Raw genomic sequence first — 14,992 nt, 5'->3', positions numbered from 1 at the left:
GCTGAAAGGAATGAAATTGGCAGAACTGCCGAGACGCAGTCTGCCCGTAAACCGGCCCTGCGGGCAAGGCGCCTGCAATCAAGATGTCGCGACGGGATAAGGGACGGCTCTAGATGTGCTGCGCCATGATCTGGCCGGGCCGCGCGTCCGGCCGCGGTTCGATGTCGACCGACCAGAGATCATGATTGTCGACGTCCTTCAGCGTCACTTTCATCACGCCGGTCTTGCCGTCGATGTCGACACGGCCGAAGAATTGCAGGCCGAAGCACGGCGCGAGATTGTCGCCCTGCTCGGCCGAACAGCCCTTCTGGTACATCGCTTTCGGGCCGAAAGTGTTGTCGAGCTCGCCGGGCGACCAGGTGCCGGCATGCAGCGGGCCGGAGACGAATTCCCAGAACGGCTCGAACTCCTGGAACACCGCGCGGTTCGGATCGTAGTGATGCGCCGCGGTGTAGTGCATATCGGCGGTGAGCCACACCGTGTTGCGCACGCCGGCGCGCTTGATGAAGGACAGGAGATCGCCGATCTCGTGCTCGCGCCGCTCGGGCGGGCCGTCACCGAGCGCGACGGCATCGAGGCTCACGAGCCCGATCGGCAGGTCGGCCGCGATCACCTTCCAGACGGCGTCCGACGCCGCCAGCTCCCGCTTCAGCCAGCCAAGCTGGCTCTCGCCAAGGATGAAGGCCTGGTCCGGATCACCCTGCTTGTTCCAGCTGGAATCGCGATAAGAGCGCATGTCGATGATGAAGACGTCGAGCAGCGGCCCGTAGGCGATCTTGCGATAGACCCGGCCGTCGCGCTCCGGCATCAACCGCATCGGCATGAATTCATGGAAGGCGCGGCGTGCCCGCGCCACCAACCGCGAATTGCCGTCCGCATCATAGCCGGTCGAATCCGCAGTGCCGATCGGCGCCCAGTCGTCGGCCACCTCGTGGTCGTCCCATTGCGCGAACATAGGCACCTCGGCGTGGAAGGCGCGGAAATGCTCATCGAGCCAGTTGTATTTGTAGTTGCCGCGAAACTGCTCAAGAGTCTGCGCAACGACGGATTTCTCCTCGGTGACGATGTTGCGCCAGACCTCGCCGTTCGGCAGCGCCTGTTGCGGCGGCACCGTGCAATCCGCATAGATGTGATCGCCGGAATGGATGAAGAAATCCGGGCGCTCGTTCCGCATGGTGCGATAGCTACGCAGGCCACCGCGCGCAGGGTCGATGCCCCAGCCCTGCCCGACGACGTCGCCCGACCAGACGAACGAGACCGAGCGGCGGTCGATAGGCGCGGTGCGGAAATGCCCGACCCGGCTTTCGCCGACCAGGCCGTCACGATCCTCGAAGCTGACGCGATAGAACAGGTCCTGGCCCGGCGGCAGGCCGTCGAGCAGCAGTTTTGCGGTGAAGTCGCGCTCGGGCAGCGCATCGACCGACGCACTGCGCAGGACGGTGGCAAAGCTCTCGACGGCCGCGCATTCGATCCGCATGCGCGCGGCACGATCGGCGCGAGCCCAGATCACAGCGGAATCGCTTGCGACGTCACCGGACTGGATGCCCGCGATCGCGGGACGATCGGCGGCGCGGCTCAGATACGGTCTTGTCAGCGAGCCCAGCCCTGCCAGCGCGGCCGTCGACGCCGAGCGCACCAGAAGCTGACGCCTTGTGAGGCCTCGCCGCCTCGCGGAGATCGCTGTCGGCATTCAGTAACCTTCGTCATATCCTGACGAGGGTTTTGCCTGCGCCGTTTGACTCCGGGCTTACAGTTTCTTGACTCCCCGCCGACGGTTTTGCGACGGCGGGATGACTCTCGGGTCCCCAGACCCGTCATCCTTGAGGAGCGCGGAACGCGCGTCTCGAAGGATGAATCGGCGACCGACGGGGCCGTCGATCCTTCGAGACGCGCGCAAGTGCGCGCTCCTCGGGATGACGGGTCTTGTGCTGATGCGGTGCTCACGTGACCGGCGCGAGACCGCGAGCCGCCCTCACCGCTGCCAGTTGCAAATGCCGCCGGTACGGCACGGCCAGGTCTGGATCCTGGTGTCGCGGGCTTCCGCGTCTAGCGGGTTCGAGTGCCGGCGCGCGAGCTTGGCGCGGGTGGGAACGTGCGTGGCGGCACGCTTCCGCTCTTGCGGCGCGGTCACTCTGGTCGTCCGAACGGGCTTCTGCCGCTCGACCTTCGGCTCCTCGACCTTCGGGTCGACAGCAGCATGCTGATCCGGACCGTGATCGGTCTTTGCCTCGACCGGAACCGGCTCGAACTGTGCCGGCGGGCCGAGCGGCTTCGGCGACAGCACGGCCCGGGAGAGATCGAGGCTGAAGAACTCGCTCGGACGATAGTCGTCAGCCAACGCCACGCCACCCAGAGCCAGGCAAGCGGTACAAACGGTTGCAACGAAAACGCTTTTCAGGACCGTCAAAAAGGCCTCCTGAAATCACTCGAACAGAACAGCCATCATGTAGGGACCCGGCCGCGCGAATCCAGCCGCTGGTTGCAGGCAGGGTTACTGGTCAACCAAGGCGGCCGTGGAAAGTTCCCGGCCCCTATTCCGCCGCCTGTGCCAGCGGCTGGCCGATCGCGCGCTCCAACCGCGCGCATTCGGTGCGGTAGCGGGCGACATTGCCTTCCTTGATATGGCCGTATCCGCGCACGAGGTCCGCGGCCTTCGCCAGCGCCACCAGGCGCGGCAGATCGAGCGGCTTGTTGCCGTCGAGGTGGCGCAGGATCATCGCCGAATAGTCGACCGGCAGCGCGCGCTCCATCTTGCGCTCGGCGGTGTAGCCGAAGATGTCGAACGCAGTGCCGCGCAGGCCCTTCAGGCCGGCCAGCAGCCCGAATGCCTTGAATATCCACGGCCCGAATTCGCGCTTCTGCAACCGCCCGGTGACCGGATCGCGCTGTGCCAATAGCGGGGGCGCCAGCAGGACCTTCAAGCCGGAATTGCCCTCGAACTGCTCGCGCAACGCCCTGCTGAATTCGCCATCGGAATAGAGCCGCGCGACCTCGTATTCGTCCTTGTAGGCCATCAGCTTGAACAGGCCCTTCGCAAACGCCTCGGTCAGGTCTTGCGAACCCGGCGCCGCCGCGGCCTCGGCCGCGCGAACGCGCGCGACATCGTCGAGATAGCGCTTTGCGTAGGCCGCGTCCTGATAATCGGTGAGGAACTTGGCGCGGAACGCGATCGCCTCATCCAGCGTCTTCTTTGCCAGCGCTGCGCCCGCGTTCTTGAAGCGCGCGGCGCTGACCACGCGTTGCAGATCGTGCGCGGCGAGCCGGCCCCACGAGAACGCGGTCTTGTTCATCTCGATCGCCGCGCCGTTGAGCTCGATCGCTTTGAGGATCGCCTCGAGCGACAGCGGGATCGCGCCGCGCTGGAACGCAAAGCCGAGCATGAAGGCGTTGGTGGCGATGCTGTCGCCCATCAGCGCGGTCGCAAGCCCGGTGGCATCGAGGATGTCGAGATCGTCAGGTCTCACCGCACCGTTCAGCGCATCGCGCATCGAGCTGGCCTCGAAGTCGATATCGGGATCGATCACGAAGCTCGCGGTCGGCAGCAAATCGGCGTTGACGACGGCGCGGGTGAAGCCGCGCTCGGCGCGGCTCAGCGCCGGGACGCTGGTTGCAACCACGAGGTCACAACCTAGGATCAGGTTGGCATTGCCGGGCGCGATGCGGACCGTGGTCAGCATGTCGGAGGCCGGCGCCAGCCGGACATGACTCATGACCGCGCCGTTCTTCTGCGACAGGCCGGTGAAGTCGAGCGTCGAGCAGGCGAGCCCTTGGACATGCGCGGCCATGCCGAGCAGCGCACCGATGGTGATGACGCCAGTGCCGCCGATGCCGGTGATCAGGATGTTGTAGGGCGCGCTCAGCGCAGCCGCCGGCGGCGTCGGCAGGTCGGCGAACAGCGCCTTGGGATCGGCGGCGGTGCGGTCGGCCTTGCGCAGCTTGGGATCCTGCACCATCACGAAGCTCGGGCAGAAGCCCTCGATGCAGGAGAAATCCTTGTTGCAGTTCGACTGGTCGATGCGGCGCTTGCGGCCGAGTTCGGTCTCCAGCGGCTGCACCGAGACGCAGTTCGACGCCACCGAGCAATCGCCGCAGCCTTCGCAGACGCGCTCATTGATGAAGACGCGCTTGGCCGGATCGGGAAACAGCCCGCGCTTGCGGCGGCGGCGCTTCTCGGCGGCGCAGGTCTGGTCGTAGATCAGGACGGTGAGGCCCTCGATCTCGCGCAAGGTGCGCTGCACGGCGTCGAGCTCGCGGCGATGGTGGATGGTGGCGCCGGACGGGAAGTAATTGGCGGGATATTTGTCGGGATCGTCGGAGACGATCGCAAGCTTCTTGGTGCCTTCGGCCCAGACCTGGTGGGCGATCTGCGCCACCGTGAAGCCGCCTTCGGCGGGCTGGCCACCGGTCATTGCGACCGCGTCGTTGTAGAGGATCTTGTAGGTGATGTTGACGCCGGCAGCCGCGGCGGCGCGCAGCGCCAGCAAACCGGAATGCGTGTAGGTGCCGTCGCCGAGATTCTGGAACACATGCTGTTCGCTGGTGAACGGCGCCTGCCCGATCCAGCTCACGCCCTCCGCGCCCATATGCGAGATGGTCTGGGTGTTGCGGTTCGGCACCGACAGCGCCATGCCGTGACAGCCGATGCCGGCCATGGCGCGGCTGCCCTCGGGGATCTTGGTCGACGAATTGTGCGGGCAGCCCGAGCAGAAATACGGCGTGCGCGACAGCTTCGCGGCGCCGGTGCCCTCGGCCGGGCGATCGAACGCCTCGAGTTTTGCCAGGCGCTGCTCCAGCAACGGACTGCGATGGCCGAGCTTGCGCAGCCGCGCCACCACGGCGGCAGCGACCATCGTCGGCGTCAGCTCGCCTTCGCTCGGCAGCAGAGGCGCGCCGCTCTCGTCGCGCTTGCCGACCACCGACGGACGCTTCGACGCGTCCATGTTATAGAGGATGTGGACCAGCTGGTCCTCGACGAAGCCGCGCTTCTCCTCCACGACCAGTACGTCCTGCAAGCCTTCCGCGAACGCGCGCGCGCCGTTGGCCTCCAGCGGCCAGGTCAACGCCACCTTGTAGATGCGCAAACCCAGCTCCTGCGCCTCGGCATCGGTGATGCCGAGATCGGCGAGCGCCTGGCGCAGATCGAGATAGGCCTTGCCGGTCGCCATGATGCCGAGCCGCGCCGGCTTCGAATCCAGCACGATGCGGTCGAAGCGGTTGGCGCGGGCGAAGGCCGCGACCGCCTCCATTTTGGGCCCGTGCAGCCTGCGCTCGGCCTCCAGCGGCGGATCCGGCCACCGGATCGACAGCCCGCCCGGCGGCATCTCGAAATCGTCGGGCATGATGATCTTGATGCGATCGGGATCGCTGACGATCGAGGCCGAGCTCTCCACCGTCTCGGAGATCGCCTTGAAGCCGACCCAGCAGCCGGAATAGCGCGACAGCGCGAAACCGAGAATGCCGAGGTCGAGATAGTCCTGCAGCGTCGCCGGATTGACCACCGGCATCAGCGCCGAGGCGAACACCTGCTCGCTCTGATGCGCCAGGGTAGAGGACTGGCAGCCATGGTCGTCGCCGGCCAGCGCGATCACGCCGCCATTCAGCGAGGTGCCGGCCGAATTGGCGTGCTTGAGCGCGTCGAGCGAGCGGTCGACGCCGGGGCCCTTGCCGTACCAGATGCCGAACACGCCATCGACCTTGGCGCCGGGGAACATGCCGACCTGCTGGCTGCCCCAGACCGCGGTCGCCGCCAAATCCTCGTTGAGGCCGGGAACGAACGCGATGTCGTGCTCTTTGAGGAACGATTTGGCGCGCCACAGCGCGTGATCATACATGCCGAGCGGCGAGCCGCGGTAACCGGAGATGAATCCGGCGGTGTTCAGCCCGTGCGCGCGGTCGCGTTCGCGCTGCAACATGGGCAATCGGACCAGAGCCTGGGTACCGGAGAGGAAGATTCGCTTGGTGTCCAACCGGTACTTGTCGTCCAGTCCAACGTCCATCAACGCCATCAGTTTCCCCGTCAGTCAGCCACGCCGGTCCGAACCGGTCTCATTATCTTCGGAATGATCATGCATCAGCATGCACTGATTTTGTTATGCATGAACAGCCTCGTTCCATGGCCCCAACACATATCTCGATGTTGCGTGCGCGAGGCCTCGAGGCTTGCCGAACCCCGGCATCTTTGAAACGGTGCGCGCAAAGGGAGACCAAGGATGATAAGAGTCGAATCCGCGTTCACGACGGAAATCGTGGAGAACGGCGATCTGCTGGTGGGTCCCTGGCGCAGCCCGAAACAGATGCTGCAGGCCCAGACCTACGACTCCCACGCCTCGATTCACGACGACGCAACCGCGCAGAAGCTCGGCTTCCGCGGCGGCACCATCGAGGGGCCGACCCATTTCAGCCAGTTCGCGCCGCTGTGCGAGCGGATCTGGGGCCGCACCTGGTTCGAGACCGGCTGCCTGTCGGCGCATTACCGCAACCCGGTGTTCGAGGGCGAAGAGGTGCAGGCCCAGATCGAGAAGCCGAAACCGGGCCAGACGGTTTGCGCAATCGGAATGATCAAGCGCGACGGCACCGAGATCCTGCGTGGCACGGCCTCGATCGACGGCGACGGCACCGAAACAGCGCTCAGCCGCCGGCTCGGCGAGCTGAAGCCGCTGACCGATCCGGTGATCCTCGCCGACATCAAGGTCGGCATGAAGACGGCCCGGCAGGCGATCAAGATGGATTTCGACCAGAACATGGGCGACCTCTATCCGTTCTCGCTGGCCGACAAGCTGAAAGTGATCACCGAACCCTCGGATGGCTACTACGCGCAGGAGCACAATCCGTGGGGTCGCGCCGTCATCCCGATGGAGATGCTCAGCGTGCTGTTCCAGTACCGCGCGCGCGAGGACCGGCTGCCGGTCCGTGGCCCCGCGGTCGGGCTGTTCGCCGACCAGGAGATCCGGCTGCTGCGCGGGCCGCTGTTCCCGGGCGAGACCTATTGGGTGGAGCGCGAGGTCGTGGCGCTCTCCGGCAGCAAGCGCACCGAAAGCATGTGGGTGCGCTCGACCGTGTTCGACGCCGACAACGCCGTGGTCGCAACCATGCTGCTCAACGGTGCCAGCATGAAGGACTCCTACGCCAACTACGCCGGCGAGCACAAAGCCCTCTACGGCTGAAGCGCCGCCTCTCCCGCAAGCCGCCGAACAAGGACAACAACAATGGCCCGCCTGCCCTATCTCGAAGCCGACCAGGTCGCCCCCGAGTATCGCGACATGCTCAAGCGCAACACCAACCTGCACAAGCTGCTGGTGAACTCACCGGACATGGCACGCGCCTTCAATGGAATCGGCGGCTACATCCGCTTCAAGAGCAAGCTCGACCCGCGATTGCGCGAGCTTGCGATCCTGCAGGTCGGCTGGCTGGAGAAGTCGGAATATGAATTCACCCACCATGTGAAGATCGGCAAGGAGTTCGGCGTCACCGACGAGGACATCAAGGGCCTGATCGCGGAGACCGACGGCAAGCCGTCGCAGCTCGAGCCGCTGGCACGAGCGATCCTCAGGGGCGCCCGCGAGATGGTGCGCGAGCTCGCGATGTCGGAGGCGACCTTCGCCGAGATCAAGAAAGAGCTCTCCGACGAGCACATGACCGATCTGGTGCTGACGATCGCGTTCTACTGCGCCGTGGTGCGCGTGCTCGCCACCATGCAGATCGACAACGAACCCAGCTACAAAGAAGTACTGCAGCAGTACCCGATCCCGGGAGTGAAGTGACATGCGCCTTAGAGATCGCGTCGCCATCGTCGTCGGCGCCGGCCAGAGCCCTGGCGAGGGCATCGGGAACGGCCGCGCCACCGCGCTGACCTTCGCCCGCGAAGGCGCCAAGGTTTTGTGCGTCGATCACAATCTGGCGTCGGCGCAGGAAACCGTCGACCTGATCGTGGCCAAGGGCGGGACTGCGACCGCCTTCAAGGCCGACGTCACGAAAAACGCCGACATCAAGGCGATGGTGGCGGATGCGCATGGCCGCTGGGGCAGCGTCGATATCCTGCACAACAATGTCGGCGTCAGCCTCTCCGGCGGCGATGCCGAGTTGCTCGACATATCAGAGGAGGCGTTCGACCGCTGCGTCGCGATCAACCTGAAGAGCTGCATTCTTGCCGCCAAGCACGTGATCCCGATCATGCGCAAGCAGCAGAGCGGCTCGATCATCAACATCTCGTCGATGGCCGCGATCACGACCTATCCTTACGTCGCCTACAAGGCGACCAAGTCGGCGATGATCGCCTTCACCGAACAGCTGGCCTACCAGAATGCGCAATATGGCATTCGCGCAAACGTGATCCTGCCGGGATTGATGAACACGCCGATGGCAGTGGACACCCGCGCCCGCGAATTCAAGAAGACCCGCGCCGAGGTCGAGGCGGAGCGTGACAGCAAGGTGCCGCTGCGTCACAAGATGGGCACGGGCTGGGATGTCGCCAATGCCGCGCTGTTTCTCGCCTCCGACGAGGCCAACTTCGTGACCGGTGTCACGTTGCCGGTCGATGGCGGTGCCAGCGTGCGGCGCGGCTAATCGAGACCATTAACCCCTGTGACGCTGTGCAGTTAATCTCTGTGACGCAATCACGTGTTTTTGCGCCGCAATGATTCGAAAAAATTGAAGTATTCCAATGACACGGCGATGTGACGGCGTGTCCACATAAATCGAAATCCTGACTCGTTGTGGTCGCACGAAATTCATCTGCGCTCTGTATCTCGCACGCCAAGAACTTCTGGAGTGCCTGGACCAATGAGCGAAGAATTCGAACTCAGACCCGATCAGTGGGATGCGCTGAAAGCGCTGCGGGCTCCCGCAGCAAACCCGTCACGGCTGAACCGGTTCGCCGTCGAGAGCCTGATCACGCTCGGCTATGTCGCGATACGTGGCGACGCGTTTGAGCTGACGCCCGCGGGCCGCAAGGTGCTGGTCCGTGGTTCGTCACTTCTGCTGCTCGATATCGCAGCTTGATCCCTTCCAAGCTGACATCAAGCTTACACACGCGGCATCATGCCGCGTGTGCTTTTCCGGGGATGGTCGCCTCGCCGTGCTGGGTCAGCGGCTTCATGCCGGTGACGGTGCGCAGCAGCACATAGAACACCGGCGTCAGGAACAGGCCGAACACCGTGACGCCGATCATGCCGGAGAACACCGCGACACCCATCGCGCGCCGCATCTCCGAGCCCGCACCGGTCGAGAGGACCAGCGGCAGCACGCCCATGATGAACGCCATCGACGTCATCAGGATCGGCCGCAGCCGCAGCCGGCTCGCTTCGATCGCGGCCCTGATCGGCGAGCGCCCGGCGAATTCGAGCTCGCGCGCGAATTCGACGATCAGGATGGCGTTCTTGGCCGACAAGCCCACCAGCACGATCAGGCCGATCTGGGTGAACACGTTGTTGTCCCCCTTCGACAGCCAGACCCCGAACATCGCGGCCAAGAGCCCCATCGGCACGATCATGATGATCGAGAGCGGCAGCGCCAGGCTCTCATAGAGCGCGGCGAGCACCAGGAACACCAGCAGGATCGCCAGCGGGAACACCCAGATTCCGGAATTGCCGGCGATGAACTCCTGATAGGTCAGGTCGGTCCATTCGAAGGCAAAGCCCGGCGGCAGCGTTTCGGCTGCGATCCGCGTCGCCGCCTCCTGCGCCTGGCCGGACGAATAGCCAGGCGCCGCGGCGGCGTTGATATCCGACGACAGGAAGCCGTTATAGCGAATCGCCCGCTCCGGCCCCGCGCTCTGGCGGACCTTCAGCAGCGCCGACAGCGGCACCATGTCGCCCGACGACGAGCGCACCTTCAACTGCCTGATGTCGTCGGCCCGCGCGCGGAACGGCGCATCCGCCTGCACATAGACCGAATAGGTGCGGCCGAATTTGTTGAAGTCGTTGACGTAGTAGGAGCCGAGATAGATCTGCAGCGTGTTGAAGACCTCCGTGACCGGCACGCCGAGCTGCAGCGCCTTGGTGCGATCGATGTCGGCGAACAGCTGCGGCACGTTGACCTGGAAGCTCGAGAACACGCCGGCGATCTCCGGCGCCTTCTGCATCGCCGTCATGAACGCTTTGGTGGCGTCGTTCAGCGCTTCATAGCCGAGACCCGCACGATCCTCGATCTGCAGCTTGAAACCGCCGATGGTGCCGAGGCCATTGACCGGCGGCGGCGGGAACATGGCAATGAAAGCGTCCTGGATGCCGGCATATTTCTTGTTCAGTGCCATCGCGATCGCAGGTCCCGAGAGCGACGGGTCCTTGCGTTCATTGAACGGTTTCAGGGTCGAGAACACGATGCCGGCGTTGGACGAATTGGTGAAGCCGGAGATCGACAGGCCGGGGAATGCCACCGAGCTTTCGACACCGGGCTGGGTCAGCGCGATGTCGCTCATCTTGCGGATCACTTCCTCGGTGCGGTCGAGCGTGGCGCCGTCGGGCAGCCGCGCAAAGCCGACCAGATACTGCTTGTCCTGGCCCGGCACGAAGCCCGACGGCACCTGCTTGAACAGCACGCCGGTCAGGCCGATCAGCAGCACATAGAGGCCGATCACCACGGCCTTGCCGTAGATCACATTGGTGACGGTGCGGCCGTAGTTCTCGGACGACTTGGTGAAGACCTTGTTGAAGCCGCGGAAGAACCAGCCCAGCGACCTCTCCATGATCCGGGTCAGCCAGTCCTTGGGCTCGTGATGCCCCTTCAGGAGCAGCGCCGACAGCGCCGGCGACAGCGTCAGCGAATTGATCGCCGAGATCACGGTCGAGATCGCGATCGTGAGCGCGAACTGCTTGTAGAACTGTCCGGTGAGGCCGGAGATGAAGGCGAGCGGCACGAACACCGCTATCAAGACCAGCGCGATCGCGATGATCGGGCCGGACACTTCGCGCATCGCCTGGTTGGTGGCGTCGCGCGGCGACAGGCCGGACTCGATATTGCGCTCGACGTTCTCGACCACGACGATGGCGTCGTCGACCACGATGCCGATCGCCAGCACCAGGCCGAACAGGCTGAGCGCGTTGATCGAGAAGCCGAACACATGCATCACCGCGAAGGTGCCGACGATCGACACAGGCACCGCGATCAGCGGAATGATCGAGGCGCGCCAGGTCTGCAGGAACAGGATCACGACCAGCACGACGAGCGCGATCGCCTCCAGCAGCGTATGGATGACGGCCTCGATCGAGGAGCGCACGAACTGGGTCGGATCGTAGACGATCTGGTACGACACGCCTTCCGGCATGTTCTTCTTGATCTCCGCCATCGTCGCGCGGACATGGTCGGAGATCTCCAGCGCGTTCGAACCCGGCGCCTGGAAGATCGGGATCGCAACCGCCTGCTTGTTGTCGAGCAGCGAGCGCAGGCCGTATTCGGATGCGCCGAGCTCGATCCGCGCGACGTCGCGCAGCCGGACCACCTCGCCGGCCGAGCCGGTCTTGACCACAATGTCGCCGAACTGCTCCTCGGTCGACAACCGTCCCTCGGCGTTGACCGAGAGCTGCAGGTCAAGGCCCTTGACGCTGGGCGAGGAGCCGACCACGCCGGCCGCGGCCTCGACGTTCTGGGCCTGGATCGCCCGGACCACGTCGCTCGCGGTCAGCGAGTGCTCTGCGGCTTTCTGCGGATCGACCCAGACCCGCATCGAATAGTCGCCGGCGCCATAGAGCTGGACGTCGCCGACGCCGTCGATCCGCGCCAGCCGGTCCTTGACGTTGAGCACCGCGTAGTTGCGCAGATACGTCATGTCGTAGCGGTTGTTCGGCGACAGCAGATGCACGACCATGGTGAGGTCGGGCGAGCTCTTCTTGGTGATGATGCCGAGCTGACGCACCACGGCCGGCAGGCGCGGCTCGGCCTGCTGCACGCGGTTCTGCACCAGCTGGGTCGCCTTGTCGGGGTCGGTGCCGAGCCGGAACGTCACCGTCAGCGTCATCGCGCCGTCGGTGGTCGCCTGGCTCGACATATAGAGCATGCCCTCGACGCCGTTGATCTGTTCCTCGATCGGCGTTGCCACCGTCTCGGCGATCACCTTCGGATTGGCGCCGGGATAGGTCGCCCGCACCACGACCGACGGCGGCACCACGTCGGGATATTCCGAGATCGGCATCGCCACCAGCGAAATGAGGCCGGCGAGGAAGATCAGGATCGACAGCACACCGGCGAAGATCGGCCGGTCAATGAAGAATTTTGAGAGATTCATGGCTCCGCCCCCGCGTGCAGCGCCTAGCGCTGCACGACGTGCTGGTTGGTTTCAGTGGATGCCTGCTGCATGCCGCGCGCGCCCATCTCGGCGACTTCCGTCTTCAGAAGTGCGCCGGGGCGCACGCGCTGCAGGCCGTTGACGACGATGCGGTCGCCGGATTTCAGGCCGGCGGTGACGATCCGCAGGCCATCGACCGCGCCGCCGAGCGTGACGGAGCGATAGACCGCGCGGCTGTCGTCGCCGACCAGCATGACGAATTTCTTGTCCTGGTCGGTGCCGACCGCGCGCTCGTCGATCAGCACCAGCGTCTGCTGCTTGGGCTGGCCCATCCGCACGCGGGCGAACTGCCCCGGGATCAGCCGGCCGTCGTCGTTCTTGAACACGGCGCGGACGCGGATCGTGCCGCTCTGCCCGTTGACCTGGTTGTCGATCAGCTGGATGTGCCCCTTGGCGCTGAGGCCGCCCGAGGTGACCATGTCGACCGGGATCTGATCAAGATTGCCGCGCTTGCCGGAGGCGTCCGCGATCGAGTTCAGCGCCCGCAGCACGACTTCCTCGTCGGCATCGAAGCTCGCATAGATCGGATTGACCGAGACCAGCGAGGTCAGCACCGGCGACGAGGTGCCCGCCGCGACGAGATTGCCGACCGTGACCTCGATCCGGCCGACCCGGCCGTCGACCGGGGCGCGGACCTCGGTGTAGTCGAGATTGAGCTTTGCGGTCTGCAGCGCGGCTTCGGCAGCCTTGACGTTGGCGATCGCCTCACGATTGGCGTTGTCGCGCTGGTCGAAATCGCGCTTGGTGACGATGTTGTTGCCGACCAGCTGCGCGCCGCGCTCGACTTCGCTGGTGGTGAACACGACGCGGGCCTTGGCCGCCTCGAGCTGGGCCTGGGCGCGGTCGACCTCGGCGGCGTAGGGCGCGGGATCGATCTTGAACAGGATGTCGCCGGACTTCACCAGCGCGCCCTCGGTGAAGTTGGTCGACAGGATCGCGCCCGCCACTCGCGGCCGCAGCTGGACGCGGTCGACCGCCTCGAGCCGGCCCGAGAAGTCATCGAACAGGGTGGTCGACCGCGGCTGGATCACGGCGACGGTGACCGGAACTGCCGGTTCGGGCGCGGCGGCGGTGGCCGTCGCCTGCGCGGCATGGAAATAATGGCCGGTCGCGACCGAACCGGCGACGGCCACGGCGCCAAGGATCACGACGCCGCCGACGACGCGTCGGAACCGGCCGGAACGGGGATTTTGGGTTGACGGGGGCATTCACGCGCTCCAGATATCTGTAGTGTTCGCTACAAATGTGGAGCTGGACGCCGGTTCGCAAGATACTTATGTATCAGGCACTATGAAATTATTATCTCATTCATGGGGAAATGGGAAGTCGTGGAAAAACATCCGGTGCAACAATAGGATAAGCTAGGGACAGTCCGTCAGAGAAACGGCACCCCGCTTACGGAGCAACGAAAAATGGGAATGGGACGCCCCCGCGCCTTCGACGCGGACGCCGCCTTGGACCGGGCCATGGACGTGTTCTGGCGCCACGGATACGAGGGCGCGACGATCGCGCAGCTCACCGAGGCGATGAGCATCAATCCTCCGAGCCTCTATGCCGCCTTCGGCAGCAAGGAAGGCCTGCTCAAGGCCGCGCTCGACCGTTACAGCGAAAAGCGCGACGCCTGGATGGACCGGGTGGTCAGTGCCCCGACCGCGCACGAGGTGGCCGAACGATTTCTGATGGAGCATGCGGACGCCCAGACCGACCCCGCCAACCCGCCCGGATGTCTGCTGGTCCAGGGCGGCCTTGCCTGCGGCACCGGCTCGGAGAACGTTCCGTTCGAACTCGCGGCGCGCCGCACCCGCACCGAGGACCAGCTGCGCGAACGTTTTGTCCGCGCCAAGGCCGACGGTGACCTCGGCGCAAGCGTCGATCCGGTCACGCTTGCGCGCTATCTCTCCGCGGTCACATCGGGCATGTGCGTGATGGCCTCCTCGGGCGCGAACCGCGAGACGCTGCGTGAGATCGCAGCGGTGTCGCTGAAGGCGTTCGAGGAGCAGACCAAGGGCTGATCGCAGCTTCGGCGCAGCCGTTGCAACCGCCCCGCGAAGAGCGGGGCGAGGGAGGAAGACGTCACCACATCGTCTGGCGCGCGCGCTCCGGCCATTCCCGATCGTACTTCTCGCCGCCGACCGTGTGCTCGCTCATCTCGGCAAGGATCTGGCCCGGCGTCGGCAAGGCCGCCGGATCGATTCGCTTGTCCGGATTCCAGAGATCAGAGCGCACGATCGCGCGGGCGCACTGGAAGTAGATTTCCTCCACATTCATCACGATCACCGTGCGCGGCGCCTTGCCTTCCATCTTGAACGAGGCCAGCAGCTCCGGCTCGGCCGTGACAAAGGCGCGGCCGTTGACGCGCAGCGTGCTGCCCGATCCCGGGATCAGGAACAGCAGCCCGACGCGGGGATCGCGAACGATGTTGCGCAGCGAATCGCAGCGATTGTTGCCGCGGCGATCCGGCATCATCAGCGTCTTCGCATCATGGATGCGGACGAAGCCCGGCAGGTCACCGCGCGGCGAGCAATCGAGCCCTTCGGGGCCCGAGGTCGCCAGCGACACGAACGGTGATTTCTCGATGAGCACACGATAGAGCGGCGTCACGTGATCGGCGACCTTCACGGTCGACGCGTCGTTCGGGAAGCCGTAGATCGCCTCAAGCTGCTCGATCGTAGAGATCACCGACATCAGTGCTGTTCTCCTTTGTGGCTGCTCGTC

Annotated in this window: 11 protein-coding genes; 5 read left to right on the top strand and 6 right to left on the bottom strand. The window is 65.1% G+C overall.

Annotated elements, in window-relative coordinates; genetic code table 11:
* Positions 1–109: 109 nt before the first annotated feature.
* From JQ507_07270 to JQ507_07260, 3 genes are all read right to left on the bottom strand, one after another.
* Complete coding sequence (locus tag JQ507_07270; protein QRI71282.1) at positions 110–1,690, bottom strand: alkaline phosphatase D family protein; 1,581 nt, start codon at positions 1,688–1,690, stop codon at positions 110–112.
* 282 nt (positions 1,691–1,972) lie between these two features.
* Positions 1,973–2,344 (bottom strand): hypothetical protein, encoded by a 372-nt coding sequence (locus JQ507_07265; GenBank protein QRI71281.1) that lies wholly within the window; start codon positions 2,342–2,344, stop codon positions 1,973–1,975.
* Between the two features lie 187 nt (positions 2,345–2,531).
* Complete coding sequence (locus JQ507_07260) at positions 2,532–6,005, bottom strand: indolepyruvate ferredoxin oxidoreductase family protein (GenBank protein QRI71280.1); 3,474 nt, start codon at positions 6,003–6,005, stop codon at positions 2,532–2,534.
* Between the two features lie 204 nt (positions 6,006–6,209).
* Between JQ507_07260 and JQ507_07255 the strand changes: the two genes are divergently transcribed.
* From JQ507_07255 to JQ507_07240, 4 genes are all read left to right on the top strand, one after another.
* Positions 6,210–7,163, top strand: coding sequence for a hypothetical protein (locus tag JQ507_07255; GenBank protein ID QRI71279.1), 954 nt, complete (start codon positions 6,210–6,212; stop codon positions 7,161–7,163).
* Between the two features lie 42 nt (positions 7,164–7,205).
* Positions 7,206–7,760, top strand: a complete 555-nt coding sequence (locus JQ507_07250; protein ID QRI71278.1) for a carboxymuconolactone decarboxylase family protein — start codon at positions 7,206–7,208, stop codon at positions 7,758–7,760.
* Between the two features lies 1 nt (position 7,761).
* Complete coding sequence (locus JQ507_07245) at positions 7,762–8,562, top strand: SDR family oxidoreductase (GenBank protein QRI71277.1); 801 nt, start codon at positions 7,762–7,764, stop codon at positions 8,560–8,562.
* 216 nt (positions 8,563–8,778) lie between these two features.
* Positions 8,779–8,997: a hypothetical protein gene (locus tag JQ507_07240; protein ID QRI71276.1), complete on the top strand. Its 219-nt coding sequence runs from the start codon at positions 8,779–8,781 to the stop codon at positions 8,995–8,997.
* Positions 8,998–9,034: 37 nt separating this feature from the next.
* Here JQ507_07240 and JQ507_07235 read toward each other — a convergent pair whose 3' ends face one another.
* Together JQ507_07235 and JQ507_07230 are read right to left on the bottom strand one after the other, a co-directional pair.
* Entirely contained in the window at positions 9,035–12,217 is a 3,183-nt protein-coding gene (locus JQ507_07235; GenBank protein QRI71275.1) for a multidrug efflux RND transporter permease subunit, read from the bottom strand.
* Positions 12,218–12,240: 23 nt separating this feature from the next.
* A complete protein-coding gene (locus JQ507_07230; protein QRI71274.1) occupies positions 12,241–13,485 on the bottom strand; it encodes an efflux RND transporter periplasmic adaptor subunit in 1,245 nt (414 codons plus the stop codon).
* 204 nt (positions 13,486–13,689) lie between these two features.
* Here JQ507_07230 and JQ507_07225 point away from each other — a divergent pair, with 204 nt between their 5' ends.
* On the top strand, positions 13,690–14,289 hold the full coding sequence (locus JQ507_07225) for a TetR/AcrR family transcriptional regulator (protein QRI71273.1): 600 nt from the start codon (positions 13,690–13,692) through the stop codon (positions 14,287–14,289).
* 61 nt (positions 14,290–14,350) lie between these two features.
* Here the strand turns inward: JQ507_07225 and JQ507_07220 are convergent, their stop codons facing one another.
* Positions 14,351–14,962 (bottom strand): pyridoxamine 5'-phosphate oxidase family protein, encoded by a 612-nt coding sequence (locus JQ507_07220; protein ID QRI71272.1) that lies wholly within the window; start codon positions 14,960–14,962, stop codon positions 14,351–14,353.
* Between the last annotated feature and the right edge of the window lie 30 nt (positions 14,963–14,992).

The sequence above is a fragment of the Bradyrhizobium sp. PSBB068 genome, from assembly GCA_016839165.1.
In the GTDB taxonomy this organism is placed as follows: Bacteria; Pseudomonadota; Alphaproteobacteria; order Rhizobiales; family Xanthobacteraceae; genus Bradyrhizobium.
Note: the sequence above shows the minus strand (reverse complement) of the source record. Positions and strands in the feature narration are given on the sequence as shown.

What these genes read in the sequence shown, in the direction of transcription:
- JQ507_07270 (QRI71282.1), bottom strand. Translation starts at nt 1,690, where the DNA reads ATGCCGACAGCGATCTCCGCGAGGCGGCGAGGCCTCACAAGGCGTCAG.
- JQ507_07260 (QRI71280.1), bottom strand. Translation starts at nt 6,005, where the DNA reads ATGGCGTTGATGGACGTTGGACTGGACGACAAGTACCGGTTGGACACC.
- JQ507_07255 (QRI71279.1), top strand. Translation starts at nt 6,210, where the DNA reads ATGATAAGAGTCGAATCCGCGTTCACGACGGAAATCGTGGAGAACGGC.
- JQ507_07250 (QRI71278.1), top strand. Translation starts at nt 7,206, where the DNA reads ATGGCCCGCCTGCCCTATCTCGAAGCCGACCAGGTCGCCCCCGAGTAT.
- JQ507_07245 (QRI71277.1), top strand. Translation starts at nt 7,762, where the DNA reads ATGCGCCTTAGAGATCGCGTCGCCATCGTCGTCGGCGCCGGCCAGAGC.
- JQ507_07240 (QRI71276.1), top strand. Translation starts at nt 8,779, where the DNA reads ATGAGCGAAGAATTCGAACTCAGACCCGATCAGTGGGATGCGCTGAAA.
- JQ507_07235 (QRI71275.1), bottom strand. Translation starts at nt 12,217, where the DNA reads ATGAATCTCTCAAAATTCTTCATTGACCGGCCGATCTTCGCCGGTGTG.
- JQ507_07230 (QRI71274.1), bottom strand. Translation starts at nt 13,485, where the DNA reads ATGCCCCCGTCAACCCAAAATCCCCGTTCCGGCCGGTTCCGACGCGTC.
- JQ507_07225 (QRI71273.1), top strand. Translation starts at nt 13,690, where the DNA reads ATGGGAATGGGACGCCCCCGCGCCTTCGACGCGGACGCCGCCTTGGAC.
- JQ507_07220 (QRI71272.1), bottom strand. Translation starts at nt 14,962, where the DNA reads ATGTCGGTGATCTCTACGATCGAGCAGCTTGAGGCGATCTACGGCTTC.